This window comes from Neobacillus sp. B24 (assembly GCF_055381825.1).
Genome location: NZ_AP035777.1, coordinates 4,572,441 through 4,591,793 on the forward strand (window position 1 = coordinate 4,572,441; position 19,353 = coordinate 4,591,793).

Here is a 19,353-nt window from a genome sequence, read left to right on the forward strand (position 1 = left end):
CAACTATATTAGGGATGTTGCCCTAACAAACTTTATCCTAATACCTTCTTAATCCGTTCAATTGCCCAGTCAAGCTCTTCCTTGGTGATTACTAGTGGTGGTGCAAACCGAATGACACTGTCATGGGTTTCCTTGCATAACAGCCCAAGGTCTTTTAATCTTTCACAATATTTACGGGCAGCCTCAGTAAGTTCCACCCCGATAAACAATCCGCGTCCCCGCACTTCTTTAATAATTGGATTGTTGATCTCCTTTAATTTACTAATAAAGTATTCACCAAGCTCCAATGATCTTTGGGGAAGTTTTTCATCAACAAGGACATCCAGCGCAGCTATCGATACTGCACAAGCCATTGGATTCCCGCCAAACGTTGACCCATGAGAGCCTGGATTAAAGACACCCAAAATATCTTTGTCTGCAACCACACAGGAGATTGGAAAAACCCCGCCTCCTAACGCTTTACCGAGAATATACATATCCGGTTGGATGCCTTCCCATTCACAGGCAAACATTTTTCCAGTCCGGGCCAGACCAGCTTGAATTTCGTCCGCAATAAACAACACATTGTTTTCTTTGCAGAGGTCATATGCTGCCTTAATATAGCCTTCCGGAGGAATGACAATTCCGGCTTCTCCTTGAATCGGTTCCACCAAGAATGCTGCAGTGTTTGGGGTGATTGCCGCTTTCAATGCCTCTAAATCTCCATATGGCACTAGCTTGATGCCTGGCAGCATTGGGCCAAACCCGCGTTTATATTCCTCTTCAGAAGACAATGACACCGCTGTCATCGTACGTCCATGGAAGTTGCCGATACAGCCGATTATTTCCGCCTGATTTTCTGCAATCCCTTTTACATCATAGCCCCAGCGCCGCGCTGCTTTAAAGGCGGTTTCGACTGCTTCTGCACCAGTGTTCATAGGCAATGCCATTTCTTTATTGGTCATTTTGCAGATTTTTTCATACCATGGACCAAGCTGATCATTATGGAATGCACGGGATGTTAAAGTCACTCTGTCTGCCTGTTCTTTCAATGCCTGAATGATTTTCGGATGACGGTGTCCTTGGTTGACTGCTGAATAGGCGCTTAGCATATCCATGTATTTATTGCCTTCCGGGTCTTTCACCCAAACACCCTCCGCACTTGAAATCACGATTGGCAGCGGATGATAATTGTGGGCACCGTACTTATCCGTTACTTCAATTATTTCTTGTGAATTAATCTTTGTCGCCATAAAAAATCCCCTCCAAATTGAACTTATTTATGTACACACATATTTATTGTAGCCTAGCAGAACAAAAGAATGAACAGTTCACAAAACTTTTTAAATTTAAAAAAAGCCTGACTCCCCACTGTTTAGGAATCAGGCTGTAATCATTTATTTTTTAATTTCTTCACGCTGTGATTGGTCAATCCATTCTTGAAGTTTATCCTTTAAGGTGTTGAAACCTTGCTGGCCTTCAAGTTCTGGAACGATGGCAGCGGCTTGGCGCTTTCTTGGGCGCTTCGCTTTTACTACTTGTTGTACAGGTGGTTCTTCGGTTGCCTTAATGGACAGGCCGATTTTTCCAGCTGCTTCATCAACTGATAATACCTTAACCTGTACTTCGTCACCTACTTTTAGATGGTCATTAATATCCTTTACATATCCGTGCGTGATTTCCGAAATATGAACAAGTCCTTGCGTATTTCCGTTCAATGCCACGAACGCTCCATACGGTTGAATTCCTGTAACTTTACCCGTTAATATACTTCCAGTTTCGATTTTTTCTGTCATGAAAACACTCCTAGTAAATAAATTTTAGTACCCTTTTATACGCATTATAAAATTATATCATATTAAGCTGTTTGAATCAAAAAACAATCAATGCTAAAAGTGATAAAAACAGGAAGTGTCAAAAAAGCTTAACACAATGTTCAATTTGAGAATGAAAAAACAAACTGTTCACATGATAAAATAATAGTGAGAAACTATCTTTTATAAAAGAGGTGGACAGGATGAGATCGATCGGTCAAATTATTAAAGAAGAACGGAAACGTCTTAACTTGACCCAGGAGGAATTAGCCCAAAAGGTTAGGGTAGGCACGCACACGATCGAGAAGTATGAATCTGGAGAACAAATTCCAAGTACTCAAACAATCTTAAAATTGTCTACTGTTTTAGATATACCTGCTGCCGAGCTTTTAAATAACCAACTACAGTAATATCACATGATTAACCTTGAAAAGCGGAAAAAATATCCGCTTTTTTATTTTTATAGAGTATAAGGGAGGGAAAATCTGGATAACCTGATGTCATAAGCTTTCTAGTATTCCCCCCTTTTTGAGCGGACTCACCATAATGGTTTGTCCGCTTTTTTTTGCCCTTACATGGAGCAGGAGTCATTTGCCTTAATGATTAACAGTTGGTCCGCTGCCTTCCGACAGTTTTCAAGCGGAATTATTTTTTCAAACGAAAATTCATAGATACTTTGGATTCTTCGTGCCAGCTTAGCCGGTTCGTCTAATTCATGAACCGCTTGAATAACATCGGCTATTTCTGTTTCATAACTGCCATTTCCCAGTCGGAATGGATCCCACTCATTTAAAATATCAACTAGCTGTAAATTCGTTTCCACTTCTTTTCTCATGTTTTAGCTCCTATTATTTTTCCATTTGATAAAAATATCTTATCATAGGAAGTAGAGGGTTTTAAATTATTTCAGGTGGTGGATCTCTAATGTCAAGGTTTGATGAAAAGGTTAACAGACTCCAGACGTCATCCGTCAAATGGGAGCTTACGAAAGAAGTCTTTGGGGAAGCCGATTTATGGCCAATGTGGGTAGCCGATATGGACTTTAAGCCGCCGCAGGCCGTTATTAATGCTTTACAAAAACGGGTCGAACACGGAGTGTTTGGCTACACCTTTGTTTCTGTCTCTACAGCAACGGCGATAACAGACTGGCTCGAAAAACGGCACCAGTGGAAAATCGAGCCTTCTTGGCTCTCCTATTGCGGCGGGGTTGTTCAAGCAATTAGTACGGCGATTCAGTCGTTTACGAACGAAGGGGATCGAGTGCTGCTGCAATCTCCCGTTTATACCCCATTTTTCAATATGATTGAAAAAAATAACCGTGTCGTTGTCAATTCTCCTCTTGCACTCGAAGGGGATAGGTACAGTATTGATTTTAATCACTTTGAGAATGCACTAAAGGAAGGCTGTAAACTATTCTTGTTATGTAATCCGCACAACCCGGCTGGCCGTGTCTGGACAAGGGAGGAGCTTCAAAAAATTGGTGAATTGTGCCTGCAATATGATTGCTTAATTATTTCCGATGAAATTCATTCGGACCTCATCTATAAGCAATACAAACATATTCCAATCGCCTCCTTAAATGAGCAATTGGCTGAAAAAACGATTACCTTTATTGCGCCAAGCAAAACGTTTAATCTCGCTGGGCTGCAGGCATCTGCTGCCATCATTAAAAACGAGAATTTACGGAAACAATTTAATGACACATTAAACCGTCATGGGGCTTTTTCGTTAAATGTCTTTGCCAGCACTGGAATGGAAGCGGCTTATCGTGAGGGCGAGGAATGGCTTGACGAGCTTATTGATTATTTACAAGAAAACAAAGACTATTGTTTATCTTTCCTGCAGGAGCATCTTCCGGAGATTACCTGTATTGAAGCAGAAGGAACATATCTGCTATGGCTCGATTGCCGTAAGCTCGGGTTAAGCGATGAGCAGCTGCGAGAGGCGCTTATCCAAAAAGGTAAACTTGCACTTGAACCGGGGCCAAAATACGGGCCAGGTGGAGAAGGCTTCGTAAGAGTAAATATCGCCTGTCCAAAGGCAGATGTAATCGAGGGAATGAAGCGGCTTAAAAAAGCATTCAAATAAAAAGCAGAACCCGCATAGTCAATATGCGGGTTCTTTTCAATCTTATTTTTCCAGCCATTCTGTATGGAAGGTACCTTCTTTATCGACACGCTGATAAGTATGGGCCCCAAAATAATCGCGCTGTGCCTGAAGCAGGTTTGCCGGCAGCACTGCAGTCCGGTAGCTATCGTAATATGCCAATGCACTTGAAAGTCCCGGAACTGGAATACCGGCTTTAACCGCAGTTGCTACTACCTCCCTCGCTGCATCCTGATAATCAGCAGCAACCGATTGGAAATAGCTATCTAGCAGCAAATTATCCAAATCTGGATTTCGGTCATAGGCATCCATAATATTTTGCAGGAAACCAGCCCGGATAATGCAGCCACCCCGGAAAATCTTCGCAATTTCGCCCGGTTTTAAATTCCACTCATATTCCTGGGAAGCGACCTTGAATTGTGTGAAGCCTTGGGCATAGGAAATAATTTTGCTAAAGTACAAGGTTTTGCGAATTAATTCAATAAACTCTGGTTTATTGCTAACGAACTTATTCTCGCTTGGCCCCTTTAAAACCTCACTTGCTTTCACCCGCTCTGCCTTCATCGCGGACAGGAACCTGGAGAATACCGATTCGGTAATCATTGATAATGGAACACCAAGGTCTAGCGCACTCTGGCTGGTCCACTTCCCGGTCCCTTTTTGGCCGGCCGTATCAAGAATGACATCGACCAATGGCTTCCCGGTTTCCTTATCCATTTTTGTAAAGATATCAGCGGTGATTTCAATTAAATAGCTGTCAAGCTCACCCTGATTCCAGTCTTTAAAAACCTCATGAAGCTCATTCGCTGACAACCCGAGCAGAGATTTCATTAAATGATAGGACTCGCAAATCAGCTGCATATCACCGTATTCAATGCCGTTATGAACCATTTTCACGTAATGTCCGGCCCCATTTGGTCCAATATATGTACAGCACGGCTCCCCGTTTACTTTGGCAGAAATTGCCGTCAGCAGTGGGCCGACATGTTTATAAGCTTCCTCCTGTCCGCTTGGCATAATCGCCGGGCCTGTCAGCGCTCCTTCTTCACCACCGGAAACCCCGGCGCCAATAAATAGAATTCCTTTTTCAGCAAGCTCTGTGTTGCGGCGGATTGTATCTTTGTAGTAACTGTTTCCGCCATCAATTAGAATGTCGCCTTGATCCAAATGTGGCAGCAGCGACTGAATTGCTTTATCGGTTATGACACCGGCATTGACCATTAATAGGATTTTCCGTGGAGTCTCCAACGACTGTATAAATTCTTTGATATCAGCTGTACCGACAATATTTTTCTCGTGATGGTGCTCCAAGATTTCATTAACTCTCTCGGTGGAGAGGTCATAGATTGCGACTGAAAATCCTTTGCTTTCAAAATTCAAGGCAAGGCTTCGACCCATGACGCCGACTCCGACAACACCTACTTGTTGTTTTTTCAATCTGTATCATCCCTTCAAGGTGCTAATAGATCCTTCATAAACTCATATTATAAGTGAAAACATTTCATTAATAAAACGATAGCACTTTTACCTATAGTATTTACCCAGTTTGCAAGTTCATCCGGCAATCTTACCGTGAAAACTCCTTCAACGACTCCAATAATTGGCAAAGAAGCTCAGAACCAGAGACTACTGCAGGCCCTCCGCCCTGTGCAAAGGAATCATTGCCGCCGCCCTTTCCATTAATCAGCGCAAATGATGATTGTGCCAAGTTCTTCATGTTTTCTGTTCTAGCTGAACCCCTGGCGCAAACAAGCTGAAGCCTGTCATGTTGCTCCGAAACAAGTAAAACGATAGCCTGTTCATCCCTTGCTATTACCATTCGGGCAAGCTTTTGTAATTCCTGAATGGTGCGATTTTGAAAAACTTCCTTGATGACCTGGGTAGGCTTATGTTTTTCAATCAGGTCCTTTGCTTCGTATTCCAGCAGCTCCTCTTGAAGCTGTTCTACTGATTTCTCAACTGCCTTCCGTTGTTCCAACAGCCTGATTACTATTTGTTCCATGTCTTGTTCTGGCGCGTTGAGGAGCTTTGTCAGTTGGAGCAGCAACTTTTGTTTTTTACCGAATTGGTTAATTACACGGTCACCACAAATAAATTGCAGCCTTACCTTTTTCTTTTGCCGTTCCCAGTCGAGGACTTTTATTGCCCGAACCTCTCCTGTGCTTTTCGGGTGGGTGCCGCCACAGCCGTTATAATCAAATTCAGGAATGATGACAAGCCGGATATTCTCTTTGACCTTTGTTTCTTTCCGAAGCGGATATTGGGTTAATTCTGCCTGTGTCACCCATTTGACCTCAACTGGCCTGTTTTCCAAAATAATCTGATTTGCCAGTTCCTCAACTTTTTCAACATCTACTTCTGTCAGTACATCGGTATCAAGATCGATGGTTACAATCTCGTTTCCCAAGTGGAACCCGATTGTTTCGTAATCAAATAATTGCTCAAACGCCGCCGATAAAATATGCTGGCCAAGGTGCTGCTGCATATGGTCAAATCGCCGGTCCCAATCAACCATTCCTTCAACCTGTTCGTTTACGTTTGCTGGGGGCGCATTGAGATAATGGCGAATCTCGCCGTCTATTTCTTCGACATTTATAACACTTTGGCCAGCGATGGTTCCGGTATCAAATGGCTGACCGCCTCCGGTTGGATAAAATGTCGTTTGATTTAAAACTACATACCAGTTGCCTTCCTGATCTCTTTCCTGCTTTAATACTTCAGCATGAAATGTATTTATGTATGGGTCCCGATAATATAATTTTGCATTTATCATATTTTTCTCCTATCAAAGTTATATACCCTCATTTTCAATAAAAAAAGAAAAGAAATCAAGCTTAAAAACCTGTTCCCGTGTTAGAGGAACAGGCAAATACGTTACCTGGATTTAAAAGTTCATATTACTTCTTATCTTTTTTTCGCTGTCCCATGGATGGATTCATCATTTGGCCCGGAAACCCTTGTTGGAAACCGCCGCCCATTTGTTGCGGAAAGCCGCCCATTTGTGGGTAACCATGCTGACCGAAGCCTCCCATATGCGGGTAGTGGTAGTGGTAACCTCCCATTTGCGGATATTGCTGAAAACCGCCCATTTGTGGGTAGCCCCCCATTTGCGGAAAGCCCGGCTGTCCGAATCCACCCATTTGTTGTGGAAAGCCCATTTGCATTCCTGGCATAGCACCAAATTGTCTTTTTTCCATTAAAGATCCCTCCTATTAAGTCTCAATGGTAGTGTATGTACCATTTTTGGGATAAGCATAGATTGATACCTATAAACAGAAAAAAGGGCTAATCCCTACCGGAAGCTTAAAAGATATATTTAGATTCATTTGGAATGACCCGGCATGTGACTATTGAAAACACAATAATGCAAAGAAAAAAGAACAGCGCTATTAACTGTTCTTTTGTGTGAATTGATTTTTTTTAATTTGCTCTTCGAGTTCTTTTGCTTTTTCAGCTTCCCGTTTCGAAATCTTGATGATGAATTTCATCGTAAAAATGCAGGCAATAAAAAAAATCGCAAAGCTGATGGCAGCTGGAATATATTCAGACTTATCTTCTGGGAAGTATAAGAACAGTGACAGAACTAATGACTGAAACATGTTATCTTTCCTTTCTTTAGAGAGACGTGCTCTAAAGAAATTATAACAATAAAAAGGGTTCAGACCAATTATTTTAATACCTTAATACCCTTAATAATTACATCAGTCTCCGGCTTGTCCTTTCCGTCAACTGGAGTGTCAGCAATTTTGTCAACAACATCCATTCCCTCGATGACTTGTCCAAACACAGTATGACGATGATCAAGCCACGGCGTACCACCTAGTTTCTCGTAGGCAGCAATAATCTCTTTTGTATAGGTATCAATTTGTTCCATTTGGGATTTCATAGACGGATCAAGCTTATTGCTTTGGACGATAAAAAATTGGCTGCCGTTTGTGTTTTCACCGGCATTGGCCATCGACAAAGCGCCGCGAATATTGAACAGATTATTGGAAAATTCATCTTCAAACGGTACGCCCCAAATGCTTTCTCCGCCAGTACCGTTCCCATTTGGGTCGCCGCCTTGAATCATGAAATCCTTGATAACTCTGTGAAAAATCTGACCATCATAATAGCCTTCTTCGCTATGCTTAATAAAGTTTTCCACGGCCTTTGGCGCGCCTTCAGGGAATAGCTTTATTTTTATATTTCCCATTGAGGTTTCCATTTCCACAAGTCTTTCATTTTCGGCTACTTCCGTTGAAAGCTGTGGATAGACAGTATTCGCCACTTGCTGATCTCCTCTCTTTTGTTCCGTTTTAGGAGAAGCACTTTTCTGCTTCTGTCCATCTTCCTTTTCAGCAGTTCCGCATGCTGCTAACATCAGAACAATGGATAGTAATACAAACAACATCTGTAAATACTTTCTCATTTATCTTCCCTCCATTTTTTCACTTTAATCGAAATGAAAAATTTTTGCACTATGTTTTTAATTTAGTCTTTTTTACACTAAAATGGAAGAAGAAACAAAATGATTGGGAGTGTGAGTTGTGACGGAATTTCAAATAGGTGATAAAGTAACAGGGATTTATAAAACAGGGAAATATATCGGGGAAATTACCGATGTGCGTCCGCAGCATTACTTAATAAGGGTATTAGCGGTAGCCAAACATCCAATGCAGGGCGATTTACATAATCCAAAAGATGCTGATGTTCTAATTTTTCATGAACGAAAGGCGTTAAGTTATCGGGAGCAGGCAAATATTCCAAAACAAATGGTTAAACCTTATGATGAGGAAATCCCGGACTATGGACAATCGTTACGAGAAGCAACCGAGAAGATGCGAAATGATCTGCAGGAAATGGGCACGAAATGGGCGGAGATGAGTTTAACCGCACTCGCATCATTAGAGAAGGATTATTTTAAACAGTAAATAATTTTGGCCAAATCGGGTTAAGTGATTTGGCCTTTTAAGCGAATTCATTTAATAGTTTAGAAAAATCAATTCGGTCGCCAATTGTGGTTGGCTTGGGTTTCTCCAAATAGCGTTTATCCTTTTCCACCAACTTGAATATATTGTAGGTAGTCAAGGCATCATCAAGTGCCCGGTGGTGCCTTCCTGTTCCTTCTTTCCCATATTCCTGAACCGCCTTCCAGAGACCCGTTTGATTCTGGTCGCCAAAAAATCTTTTATATTCCATCGAAAGATCCAATTCATGGGCATTAAACGGAAATGCTACCCCTGCCGCCAAACAATTTTGGCGCAGCACCTTCATGTCCATATTTCCCCAGGTAATGATGGTGGTTTCAAGATTGGTTTTATTAAATTCTTCCAGTTTGCGGATAAACTCAAAAAACGATAGCCCCGTGTCGACTTGCTGCTGAGAAATATGTAAGAATGACTTACAACGTTCGGATAGCTTTGGGAATTTAAGCGGAGTTACAAACGAAGAAAACTGCTCGATCACCACATCATCAACAACGGCAACAATCCCAACCTCGATTATTTCCGCAAAGAAATCCTTCATTCGGCCATTTCGCTCCGGCATTGTAAATTCAAAATCAATAAATAAATGCTGCCGCTTTGCCATCTCCTTGATTCACCACCTTTCCTTAAACTAAGTTTATTACATTATATAGAGAAACCTGTACAAAAAATTGTGCTTATACCATACATTATACCACGAAATGCAAGTAAATTTTTTAAATTTTTACACAATATAAATGACAACTTGCCGATTGGCAAGTCCGTTAGGACGAAGACAGAAGCTTAGTTGAATTTATGCGTTAGGAAGAATTAAATTTGGAAAATTTAGTTCTTCCTATTAGCTAAGGAAAAGGGAGGAGGAAAATTTATCCACCCCCTTTGTGTTAGTTTTTCTTTTTTATAACAGCCATGGTACATCTTGAAACACAAATTAGGCGGTCCTGTTCATCCGTAATTTTAATATCCCAAACCTGTGTTGTTCTGCCTTGGTGGAGTACGGTTCCGACCGCTGTAACAATTCCTTCACTCTTTGAACGCACATGGTTTGCGTTAATTTCAAGACCGGCGACAATTTCTGTTTCCTGATCAACCAATTCAAATGCTCCCATACTTGCCACTGTTTCGGCCAGCGCAACGGATGCTCCGCCATGAAGGATTCCGTATGGCTGGCGGGTCCGTTCATCCACTGGCATGGTGGCAACTACTTTTCCCTTTTCATAATGGGTAATTTGAATCCCTAATGCTTGAATTAATGTGTTTTCAATCATCCTTTTCCCCTCCGCTATGTAGTTTGCATAGTATATGTATTCTCTTACTTTCAGAATTTTCCTGTTTAATATGCAGAAAAAACAGCCCTGCCTGAGCTGCTTTTTCAACAATTAGTAATAATATGGTGCGCCGAATCCTGGTGCTCCAAATCCTGCCGCACCGTAGCCTGGGTATCCGAAGCCCGGATAGCCAAAACCCGGATAATATGGAGGACGTATAGCTAATGAAGCACCTAGACCGCCGCCAATTAATCCGCCTAAAAAGCTAAGCCCGCCAATTGCTAGCGGCAAGCCAAATCCCCAGCCTCCGATAAATCTTTGATCGTGGACCGGATATGGGCTTCGATAATAAGGGTACATGAAGGCCTAACCTCCTTTTCTAAGCTGTTTGCCTACACTATTTCATATGCGAAAGAAAGGGGTTTTGAGTGGGCGGGCTTAGCCTAAGAATTTTTATTTACGCTCTTGATGGTTTTATTTGCGAATTTCTACCTCTTATTTGCGCTTTTCACCCTTTTATTTGCGAAACTCACCGTTTTTAATTTGTGAATCTATTTTTCAATCGGTTCGAACCGCTCCACAAACAGCGCTAACGTACGAGTCATAACACCAGTTGCTCCCTCTGGTCCAAGGTCATGGGCCTTGGACGATGTTGCTGTTCCGGCAATATCCAAATGAACCCACGGGGTGTCCTCTGCAAACTCACCAATAAAGGCACCAGCAACAATGGCATGCCCCTGGCTGCCTGGTGAATTGTTTAAATCAGCCACCTTACTATTACGAACCCGTTCTTTCTCGCTTTCGAACAGCGGCAATTGCCACATTTGTTCCCCAGCCTCATGGGCAGCTTCCAAAACCTGTTCATACAGTTGTTCGTGATTGGTCATCGCACCGGTAGTATTAACCCCAAGCGCGGTAATCACACCGCCAGTTAGCGTCGCGACATCGACCAAATAATTGGCACCATGATGTTTAGCATAGGTCACCGCATCTGCTAGCACTAAACGGCCTTCGGCATCTGTATTTAATACCTCAATCGTTTTTCCGCTCATTGAGGTGATCACATCATCTGGCTTGAACGCATTACCGCTGATCATATTATCGGTTGAAGGAATAACCGCAACGACGTTCTGCTCCGGTCTGGTTTCACCGATGATCTCCATCGCACCAAGTACCGCGGCCGCTCCGCCCATATCTGTTTTCATGCCCACAATTCCGGCTTTCGTTTTAATTGAATAGCCCCCAGTATCAAAAGTAATCCCTTTACCGACTAAACCAATGACGTCTTCCCACTGTTCCTTACCTTGGTATTTCAAAACAATCATCTTCGGCGGCTCAGTTGACCCTTGGTTCACCGCAAGAAACGCACCCATTCCCAGTTTTTCAATCTCCGTTTTATCGAGGATTTCCACTTCAAAATCATACTTCGCTGCCAGTTCAACAGCATAGTTTGCCATATCCGCAGCAGTCAGCATATTCCCTGGTGTGTTAACAAGTGTCCTTGCCGAATTGGTCCCTTTTCCAAAGGCATAGCCTACGGTCAGCGAAGCTGTAATCTCGTCTTGTGCAGCACAATCACAATAAATTGTCATATCCGTAAGCTTTCGTTCCGGTTCATTTGATTTTTGCCGATAGCTGTCAAACTGATAGGTAGCAAGGGCAAACGCTTCACTTAATGCATGAGCAGCATCAGAACCATCGATTTTTTCTGTTAAAAAAGAATCCAGATATACAGCCGCTTCTTCAAGTTTACTGCCCTTTAACTCTTTAAAAAGCTTCCCAAACGCTTTTTCAAGCTTATGAAACGTTATTTCCTTTTCTTTTCCAAGGCCAACAAACCAAATCCGCTTGGCGCCGATTTTTCCAAAACTATGTACTTTACTAATGGAATTTAATTTTGCAGAAATGTCTCCCGCTTTGACTAGCTCCGTCAGCTGCCCTGAAAATTGTTCATCCAACGCGGCCAACTGCCCCGAAAATTTTTCCGGCTTATCAAATAACCCCACTACTAAGCCTTCATGCACTAACTGTTGCTCCCATTGTTTTTTTACTTGAAACATCGTTGCAAACACCTCCGTATTTTCACAAATTTAATTATATCGAATACGTTAAAATATTTCGACTATCTAATCATCCTCGAGATACAGAACTAATTCAGGCAGCTTAGGGAGTTCATTCACCTGCTCGAACGGTACCCGGTCAATATCCAGTGGAAAGGTCATAAGGGATTGTTCTATAAAGGGGTAGACCTTCTCCAAATCCAGCCCCCAATATTTGGGACGATAGGTTTGCAGATAATTATAGGCCGTAAACATCATCATTCTAGCGCCCTTTACATTTCCGTACTCATAATGATAAATTGCCACACTCATTTGCAATAACCCTTTTAAAAATAGATTATCCTTGTCGGTCATCCACATCTCTTCGAGTAGGTCATGACAAGTGTAGTAGTCTCCTTCATTAAAACTCACAAAAAACTCATAGTATTCAATTGGGTAATCCATCGTTACGTTTCCCCTTTAGTTTTTACTACCATTGTAAAGAAAACCTCAATAAAAAAACAGGCGCACGGCCTGTTATTATTTCTTTTCTGAATTTATAAACTGCTGACGGAACACCTGCAGTGCTTTGTCTTCATTTAGGGCTTGAAGCTTTTCCTCAGTCAGTTTGCCATCGCCTTTATGTACGACATAGACTTCAACCGTCTTTTTACCCCAGTGGCGGTACACATCCTCTACCGTTTCGAAATAAAGGTCCAGCTTATTTCCTTTAATCGCCCCGCCTTTATCGGCGACAACCCCGTAGCCATACCCAGGGATAAACAAGATTGTTCCAATCGGGTACACTTTTAAATCAGCAGCAATCGTTGAAAATAAATCGCGCTTTACTTTTACGCCTGAAAAGGTAATGCCGTATTCAGGATGTCCCTGATTTTTCCCGGTTGATTCTGCACCAGCGGTATAACCAGTGGCTGTTACTGTATGTTTCGGATATTGTGACCAATCAATTGAGTTTTCTAAAGTAGGTATCGATCCGGATGCAGGCTCACTTAAGGCAATTTCATTTGCTAGTTCTGTAACAAACGTCTGGGCCTGGATGCCGGTGAGAGATTGGAACGTCACGATTAAGGCTAAAAGAAAAAGAATTGTCATTCCAAAACGCTTCGTCCAATTTTTCATCGTATGCATATTATTTTTTCACTCCTCCCAAAATATTCATTCCCAAGCTGCAATGAAATATTCAAAAAAGGTGAGAAAAAATTTCAAGTCAAGGTAAATAAAAAAGACCCTCCGGCCATGACCGAGGATCTTAGAACATTTGATATCCATTTTTTCTTAATAGTTTAATGGTAAAGCCCGCAGCAATCGCTCCCAGCAGTCCGCTTAATAGAATCAGGATATCGGCTGTTGCAAGGGTTGTAACTCTGGTGCCCAAGTCCCGAAAAGCTGTTTTACTGCTTGTGAAGTATTCAACAAAACGAACCTTATCTATAATCAAGATTGCCACAATCGGGTAAATTATCGCCATAATCCAGGACATCCTTAGCAGCATATTTAAGATAAATCCAATTCCGAAAAATAACACAAAAAATAATAACATCGAAATAATCAAAACAACAATGCTCATCTGCATTGAAATTCCCCCTTCACATCAACCTTTAGTGTACCTGAATGTGAAAGAGGGAGTCAATAATAACCCTTTTAAATTAATCCTTTTTCTTACCCGTGCCGCCACAGCAGGCGCAAGTTTCCGATCCCCCAAGTACTAGTTGGAAATAGCCGACCCCAGAGCAATAATCACAATTTTTTGTTTCCACGCTTTGTACTGTCATCTTTTTTCAACTCCTTCAAATATTAACTTAATTTTCTGATAATATATCAAAAATTTGTATATATGAAAAGGACGAAATTCGTACAAAATGAAACAAGAAAGCGGATACACCTCAAATTTTCTTTCATTTTCGAAGTGTTACTCAAATTTACAAAATATTATGAACATTTGGTGAACACTGATTTCAGTAATGCCTATTCTAGAAAAAAAAGAACAGGTTTCCCTGTCCTTTTTTCACATTAGTTCATTTTAAAATAAGTTAAATTTCCCTTTTTTCAACACAAGGCCTGCCCCGCCGATCATAAACAGGGAGCGGTTATCCACAACTTTTTTCATGAAGGATGCACTGGTTCCAGTTAGCTTCTTGCCAAACACTACCCCAATGGCATCGTGTTCACCTAACGAACAAACCGTTCCTTTATTATCGAAGCTAAATGATTCAAGATCTTGTTTGTTGCGGATCAATGCTGCCAGATTGCGTGCTACTACTTCACCCTGCTGCATTGCGATTTGAGCAGTCGGCGGGTATGGACGATTAATCTCTTCGTTGATGACAAGTGAACTGTCGCCAATAATGAAGACATCGTCAAAACCTGGGACACGAAGATCTGGTGAAACTTTAACCCGTCCTCTCATTGCCTCAAAGCCAGACTTTTCAATCACGGAATTACCTCGGACACCGGCTGCCCAGACAACTGTTCCCGCCTTGATTTGGTATGGTTCTTCTTCACCTTTACCAACTGTAACACCTTCAGGAGTACATTCCTTAATGGCAGTACCAATTTTGAACTCCACGCCTTTTCTCTCTAATTGAGAAACTGCGTAATTCACCAATTCTGGATCAAATCCCGGAAGAGCGGTTGGAGCTGCTTCAACGCAGATAACTTTCACTTTATGTGAATCAACATCATATTCGTGGCATAATTCTGGAATCCGGTCTGTCAGTTCACCAAGGAATTCAATTCCAGTGAAACCAGCACCGCCGACAACGATGGTCAAACGATGATCGTTCTTTTCTTCCTCCATATTATACGTCGCAAATTGATATTCAATATGCTCGCGTAGAAGTCGAGAGGAGTTCACATTCACAATACCGAAGGCGTACTCCTTCAAGCCTTTAATACCAAATGTTTCAGGCTCGCCGCCAAGTGCTATGACAAGAAAATCATAATCTAACTCGCCATTATCCAAGATGACCTTTTTATTTTCTTTGTCGATCTGTTCAACAGATGCTTGAACAAAATCAACCTTGCTGCGATCGATTACATCGCGAATGTCGTAACGTACCTTATCGTGATGCAGTGTACCTGCTGAAGCCTCGTGCAGCCATGTTGTTTCGTAATGGTAATCATGTTTATTCACCAAGACGATATCCGCTTCGTTTACCCCAATATGTTTTTGTAAACGAACGGTTGTCATCAATCCGCCGTAACCGGCACCGAGAATAACAATTTTTGGTTTTCTCATCTTGACCACTTCCACCCTTTTATTTTTTCTATCCTCTTTCTTTTATCTTCCACAGTTTGTTGATTATTATTTTTTAAAGAATAAAAATGTATGTGAAATCATTCACGAACGAGAATAAAATAAAGCAGCTTGTTAAGAAGTAAAAGACTTCCTAATTCCGCTGTGATATTGTTAAGAACTAGACATAAAAATGTGCTGTTTTTGTCACAAAATCTTAACAATATATCCACAATACATATTATGCTAATTCTAATGGAATATCAAGCAATTTAACCAATATATTTAAGAAAATAATATTATAAAATATTCCTAGGTTACAAAAAACTTTCGGTGCTGGAAAGCCTTGATTATTATGGTTAAAAATGTGAGGATTTTCATATTATGTGATATTATATTGAATGGAATGGTTACTACAAGTTGGGAGGGTACGGTGTGCAAGAGCCAATAGTTTATGACATTACCATCATCGGAGGAGGCCCCGTCGGATTATTCACTGCCTTTTATGGAGGCATGAGACAAGCATCCGTGAAAATAATTGAGAGTTTGCCTCAATTAGGCGGCCAATTATCCGCACTTTATCCAGAGAAATATATTTATGATGTTGCCGGATTTCCAAAAGTCCGCGCACAACAATTAATAAATAATTTAAAAGAACAAATGGCTAAATTTCAACCAACCGTTGCCTTGGAGCAGTCCGTTGAAAAAGTGGAAAAGCAGGATGATGGCACATTTAAATTAACGACTAATAAAGAGGTTCATTATACAAAAACTGTCATTATTACAGCCGGAAATGGCGCGTTCCAGCCTCGTCGTTTAGAACTTGAAAGTGCTGTCCAATACGAACGCAAAAACTTATACTACTTCATTGATGACCTCAATCAATTTGCTGGTCAGAAAGTGGTTGTTTTCGGCGGCGGCGATTCTGCGGTAGATTGGGCTCTAATGCTTGAGCCAATTGCTGAGCAGGTTACAATCGTTCATCGCCGCGACAAATTCCGAGCTCATGAACATAGTGTGGAAAATCTGTTTAATTCAAAAGTGGATGTCAAAACACCATATGTTCCTGCCGAGTTAATCGGAGATGAAAACGGCATTAAGCAAGTGGTCCTCTCTTCGGTTAATGGAGAGGAAAAAGCAGTCATAGATGTGGATGCCGTTATTTGTAACTACGGCTTCGTTTCTTCCCTAGGTCCAATCAAAGAATGGGGCCTTGAAATTGAGAAAAACTCTATAAAGGTTAACTCCAAAATGGAAACCAATATTCCGGGAATTTATGCGGCCGGAGATATTTGCACCTATGAGGGGAAAGTAAAATTAATCGCCTGCGGTTTCGGTGAAGCACCAACAGCAGTTAATAACGCAAAAGCATTTATGGACCCAAAAGCGAAGATTCAGCCATTGCACAGCTCTTCCATGTTTGATAAATAAATAACAATAAAGGCGTCCTCTGGCGGACGCCTTTTGCTTCGGTATTTACCCATTATGAAACTTATACATCCACAGCACACCTGATTTAATCAGGCGGGCAACGCGGCCGGTAAGCGGCCGGTCGGCCACCATGGCAAATCCATGTTTTTTCCCAAGAGAACCGAGGACGCCTTTTAATTTTATTTGTGGGAAGGTTTCCGGCAGTTCTTCACCAGCCCAACGTTTTTTCAGGACTTCCACAATTTGGACCGCCTGCCCCTCTGCTAGTTGAGCACTTGGTGCATGCGGCAGGCTCGCACAGTCACCGACTACAAATACATGTTTATCATCTGGCAGATGGTGGTGCGGTGTTAACTGCAGCCGTCCCAAATTGTCCTTTTCCCCTTCGAAATCACGGACGATTTTATTCGCTTGAATCCCCGCAGTCCAAACAATGACATCGCAGTGAATCGGTTGATCATGATTATATAAAATATTTTTTTCCACTTTAGTGATGTTGGCATTATTAATAACTTCAACATTATGTTTATTAAACCATTGCTCCACATAGGTACTTAATCGGTCAGGGAAAGCAGAAAGAATATGTTTGCCGCGGTCAAATAATTTAATGAAAATATCGTGCCGGCTTTCGCTTAACTCACTAGCAAGCTCTACACCACTGAGCCCAGCGCCAACAATCCCAACCACGGACCCTGGAGGAAGATTATTCAAGGCTGAATACGTTTCCCGTGACTTAGCAATACTTTGAATACTGTAAGTAAACTGGTCTGCACCTGGCACGCCATGGTATTTATCCTCACACCCCAGACCAATCACAAGGTCATCATACGCAATCGGGGCTTTATCTTTTAACAGTACCTGTTTCGCTTTTGCATCGATTCCGGTAACTTCTCCGTACTGAAATTGGACTCTGGGATGCTCGGGAAACGCAACCCTTATTTCTTTATCGGATATCGTTCCTGCGGCAAGGGCATAATATTCGGTTTTCAGACAATGATATGGAACCCTGTCAACAAGTGTAATCGTTATCTCCTCAGGCAAGTCATTTGGAAGAAGCTCACTCAAAATCTTCATCCCGCCGTATCCCCCGCCGAGAATCACTAGGTTTTTCATATTCAAATTCCCCTTTTTAAAATTCCAATACTTTTTTTATGTACCATTTGCCCATTCAAATTTTTAAATAAATATAGTTCTTTCGGTTTTTTCACACAAATTAGAGTATAACGAAAATATGGCAGAATAACAACAATTATACTGCATTCCTTGACAAAACTACCAAGAACATGATAATTGACGAGTTTATCCAAAAAGAGTAGGATTATTAATTAGTGGAGAGGTGAGAGCAATGATTCAACCGATCATAGAATTTTGTGTCAGCAATCTTGCCAGTGGCGCACAAAAAGCACTAGAAATTTTAGAAAAAGATCCAAACTTGGATATTATTGAATATGGATGTCTTGGTTATTGCGGTAAATGTGCATCCTCTCTTTATGCTCTTGTCAATGGTGAAGTGGTCACCGGTAACACTGCAGAAGAATTGGTGGAAAACATTTATCAATATTTAGAAGAGAATCCGATGTTCTAATACGAAAAGCGGAAGCGCCTTGACCAGGGGCTGAAGCTAGACAATAAATGGAGGGAGCTTTTGCCGCTCCCTTTTTTAAATACATGACATATCCTATTATAAAGTCGAATAGGTTGAGTAGTTATGAACATGTATATATACTAGTATTAAAAGCCTCAAATTTTTTATGGAGGGGATATAGATGAGTCAGGATATTGTTATTTTAACAGAAGCAGCATCACTGCAGATTAAAGATATGATGAAGCATAATGAAGAAGAAGGGGCGTTCCTGCGCGTCAGTGTAAAAGGCGGCGGCTGCAGCGGCCTATCCTACGGAATGGGCTTCGACCATGAAATGGGCGAAGATGACCAACAGTTTGAACAATTTGGCCTTAAAATTCTTGTCGATAAAGAAAGCGCACCAATTCTAAATGGCACCAAGATTGATTATAAGCAATCCATGATGGGCGGCGGATTTACGATTGATAATCCGAATGCCATCGCTTCTTGCGGATGCGGCTCATCGTTTAGAACTGCAACAGCAACTGGTACTCCTGAGGAATGTTAGATAAATGAAAACTCGCCGATTGGCGAGTTTTCATTTATACTGCTTTATATCCGAATTTTTCAAGCTCCGCGTAAATCGTTTTCAAACGCGGGTTCCCTTCGCCCACTACCTTATCCTTTATGACGACGACGGGATAAAACATATCCTCTTCAATGACTCTTTTGGCAAACTCGGATTTTTCGGACTCTTCTGGAGGCATAAAAATATCAACATAAGCCATTTTAAACGGCTGATTAGGAAACTTTCTCGTGATGGCTGCTTCCAACCACTCAAAGGTTTCTTTCGAAGACGGCAAATTCACGCAGCTTGGGCATAATTGCTCGGCACCGTAAAGGACAATTTCCACTTCCGTAAATTCCAT

At 41.5% G+C, this 19,353-nt stretch carries 24 protein-coding genes and 1 pseudogene; 6 read left to right on the forward strand and 19 right to left on the reverse strand.

Features of this window, described 5'->3' with window-relative positions; translation table 11 throughout:
* Positions 1–32: 32 nt before the first annotated feature.
* Entirely contained in the window at positions 33–1,232 is a 1,200-nt protein-coding gene (locus tag ACZ43M_RS22740) for an ornithine--oxo-acid transaminase (RefSeq protein WP_464504786.1), read from the reverse strand.
* A gap of 144 nt (positions 1,233–1,376) precedes the next feature.
* Entirely contained in the window at positions 1,377–1,775 is a 399-nt protein-coding gene (yugI, locus tag ACZ43M_RS22745; protein ID WP_464504787.1) for a S1 domain-containing post-transcriptional regulator GSP13, read from the reverse strand.
* A 203-nt stretch (positions 1,776–1,978) separates the two neighbouring features.
* Here yugI and ACZ43M_RS22750 point away from each other — a divergent pair.
* Positions 1,979–2,185 (forward strand): annotated as a pseudogene (locus tag ACZ43M_RS22750) (helix-turn-helix domain-containing protein); the annotation flags it as partial.
* Positions 2,186–2,364: 179 nt separating this feature from the next.
* Here ACZ43M_RS22750 and ACZ43M_RS22755 read toward each other — a convergent pair.
* The gene (locus ACZ43M_RS22755; protein ID WP_464504788.1) at positions 2,365–2,628 is read right to left on the reverse strand and encodes a DUF1871 family protein; all 264 of its coding nucleotides are present in this window, start codon (positions 2,626–2,628) and stop codon (positions 2,365–2,367) included.
* Between the two features lie 89 nt (positions 2,629–2,717).
* Between ACZ43M_RS22755 and ACZ43M_RS22760 the strand changes: the two genes are divergently transcribed.
* The gene (locus tag ACZ43M_RS22760) at positions 2,718–3,881 is read left to right on the forward strand and encodes a MalY/PatB family protein (RefSeq protein WP_464504789.1); all 1,164 of its coding nucleotides are present in this window, start codon (positions 2,718–2,720) and stop codon (positions 3,879–3,881) included.
* Between the two features lie 42 nt (positions 3,882–3,923).
* On the opposite strand, the gene gndA is transcribed toward ACZ43M_RS22760, so the two are convergent.
* The 5 genes from gndA to ACZ43M_RS22785 form a co-directional block, all read right to left on the reverse strand.
* The gene (gene gndA / locus ACZ43M_RS22765; RefSeq protein WP_464504790.1) at positions 3,924–5,336 is read right to left on the reverse strand and encodes an NADP-dependent phosphogluconate dehydrogenase; all 1,413 of its coding nucleotides are present in this window, start codon (positions 5,334–5,336) and stop codon (positions 3,924–3,926) included.
* 130 nt (positions 5,337–5,466) lie between these two features.
* Complete coding sequence (locus ACZ43M_RS22770) at positions 5,467–6,672, reverse strand: alanyl-tRNA editing protein (protein ID WP_464504791.1); 1,206 nt, start codon at positions 6,670–6,672, stop codon at positions 5,467–5,469.
* Positions 6,673–6,796: 124 nt separating this feature from the next.
* Complete coding sequence (locus ACZ43M_RS22775; RefSeq protein ID WP_464504792.1) at positions 6,797–7,096, reverse strand: hypothetical protein; 300 nt, start codon at positions 7,094–7,096, stop codon at positions 6,797–6,799.
* Positions 7,097–7,288: 192 nt separating this feature from the next.
* Entirely contained in the window at positions 7,289–7,498 is a 210-nt protein-coding gene (locus tag ACZ43M_RS22780) for a hypothetical protein (RefSeq protein WP_464504793.1), read from the reverse strand.
* 68 nt (positions 7,499–7,566) lie between these two features.
* Positions 7,567–8,310 carry a peptidylprolyl isomerase gene (locus ACZ43M_RS22785; RefSeq protein ID WP_464504794.1) on the reverse strand — a complete coding sequence of 248 codons (744 nt, stop codon included), beginning with the start codon at positions 8,308–8,310 and terminating at the stop codon, positions 7,567–7,569.
* A 118-nt stretch (positions 8,311–8,428) separates the two neighbouring features.
* Between ACZ43M_RS22785 and kapB the strand changes: the two genes are divergently transcribed.
* Positions 8,429–8,812 carry a kinase-associated lipoprotein KapB gene (gene kapB, locus ACZ43M_RS22790; RefSeq protein ID WP_464504795.1) on the forward strand — a complete coding sequence of 128 codons (384 nt, stop codon included), beginning with the start codon at positions 8,429–8,431 and terminating at the stop codon, positions 8,810–8,812.
* 37 nt (positions 8,813–8,849) lie between these two features.
* Here the strand turns inward: kapB and kapD are convergent, their stop codons facing one another.
* The 9 genes from kapD to ACZ43M_RS22835 form a co-directional block, all read right to left on the reverse strand.
* Entirely contained in the window at positions 8,850–9,470 is a 621-nt protein-coding gene (gene kapD / locus ACZ43M_RS22795) for a 3'-5' exonuclease KapD (RefSeq protein ID WP_464504796.1), read from the reverse strand.
* A gap of 280 nt (positions 9,471–9,750) precedes the next feature.
* The gene (locus tag ACZ43M_RS22800) at positions 9,751–10,134 is read right to left on the reverse strand and encodes a hotdog fold thioesterase (protein WP_464504797.1); all 384 of its coding nucleotides are present in this window, start codon (positions 10,132–10,134) and stop codon (positions 9,751–9,753) included.
* Between the two features lie 111 nt (positions 10,135–10,245).
* The gene (locus ACZ43M_RS22805; RefSeq protein WP_464504798.1) at positions 10,246–10,494 is read right to left on the reverse strand and encodes a hypothetical protein; all 249 of its coding nucleotides are present in this window, start codon (positions 10,492–10,494) and stop codon (positions 10,246–10,248) included.
* A gap of 191 nt (positions 10,495–10,685) precedes the next feature.
* Entirely contained in the window at positions 10,686–12,194 is a 1,509-nt protein-coding gene (locus ACZ43M_RS22810; protein ID WP_464504799.1) for a leucyl aminopeptidase, read from the reverse strand.
* Positions 12,195–12,260: 66 nt separating this feature from the next.
* Positions 12,261–12,638, reverse strand: coding sequence for a DUF309 domain-containing protein (locus ACZ43M_RS22815; RefSeq protein ID WP_464504800.1), 378 nt, complete (start codon positions 12,636–12,638; stop codon positions 12,261–12,263).
* A 75-nt stretch (positions 12,639–12,713) separates the two neighbouring features.
* Complete coding sequence (locus ACZ43M_RS22820; protein WP_464504801.1) at positions 12,714–13,322, reverse strand: 3D domain-containing protein; 609 nt, start codon at positions 13,320–13,322, stop codon at positions 12,714–12,716.
* A gap of 121 nt (positions 13,323–13,443) precedes the next feature.
* Positions 13,444–13,767: a YuiB family protein gene (locus ACZ43M_RS22825; protein WP_464504802.1), complete on the reverse strand. Its 324-nt coding sequence runs from the start codon at positions 13,765–13,767 to the stop codon at positions 13,444–13,446.
* Between the two features lie 73 nt (positions 13,768–13,840).
* Positions 13,841–13,966: a YuiA family protein gene (locus ACZ43M_RS22830; RefSeq protein WP_464504803.1), complete on the reverse strand. Its 126-nt coding sequence runs from the start codon at positions 13,964–13,966 to the stop codon at positions 13,841–13,843.
* Between the two features lie 248 nt (positions 13,967–14,214).
* Positions 14,215–15,432 (reverse strand): NAD(P)/FAD-dependent oxidoreductase, encoded by a 1,218-nt coding sequence (locus ACZ43M_RS22835; protein WP_464504804.1) that lies wholly within the window; start codon positions 15,430–15,432, stop codon positions 14,215–14,217.
* A 432-nt stretch (positions 15,433–15,864) separates the two neighbouring features.
* Between ACZ43M_RS22835 and ACZ43M_RS22840 the strand changes: the two genes are divergently transcribed.
* Positions 15,865–16,860 (forward strand): NAD(P)/FAD-dependent oxidoreductase, encoded by a 996-nt coding sequence (locus ACZ43M_RS22840; RefSeq protein ID WP_464504805.1) that lies wholly within the window; start codon positions 15,865–15,867, stop codon positions 16,858–16,860.
* Positions 16,861–16,905: 45 nt separating this feature from the next.
* Here ACZ43M_RS22840 and ACZ43M_RS22845 read toward each other — a convergent pair whose 3' ends face one another.
* On the reverse strand, positions 16,906–17,973 hold the full coding sequence (locus ACZ43M_RS22845; RefSeq protein WP_464504806.1) for an NAD(P)/FAD-dependent oxidoreductase: 1,068 nt from the start codon (positions 17,971–17,973) through the stop codon (positions 16,906–16,908).
* A gap of 232 nt (positions 17,974–18,205) precedes the next feature.
* Between ACZ43M_RS22845 and ACZ43M_RS22850 the strand changes: the two genes are divergently transcribed.
* Both ACZ43M_RS22850 and ACZ43M_RS22855 read left to right on the forward strand, forming a co-directional pair.
* Complete coding sequence (locus ACZ43M_RS22850) at positions 18,206–18,445, forward strand: YuzB family protein (RefSeq protein ID WP_464504807.1); 240 nt, start codon at positions 18,206–18,208, stop codon at positions 18,443–18,445.
* Between the two features lie 181 nt (positions 18,446–18,626).
* Positions 18,627–18,992 carry a HesB/IscA family protein gene (locus tag ACZ43M_RS22855; protein WP_464504808.1) on the forward strand — a complete coding sequence of 122 codons (366 nt, stop codon included), beginning with the start codon at positions 18,627–18,629 and terminating at the stop codon, positions 18,990–18,992.
* Positions 18,993–19,026: 34 nt separating this feature from the next.
* Here ACZ43M_RS22855 and ACZ43M_RS22860 read toward each other — a convergent pair whose 3' ends face one another.
* On the reverse strand, positions 19,027–19,353 hold the full coding sequence (locus ACZ43M_RS22860) for a YuzD family protein (RefSeq protein WP_464508095.1): 327 nt from the start codon (positions 19,351–19,353) through the stop codon (positions 19,027–19,029).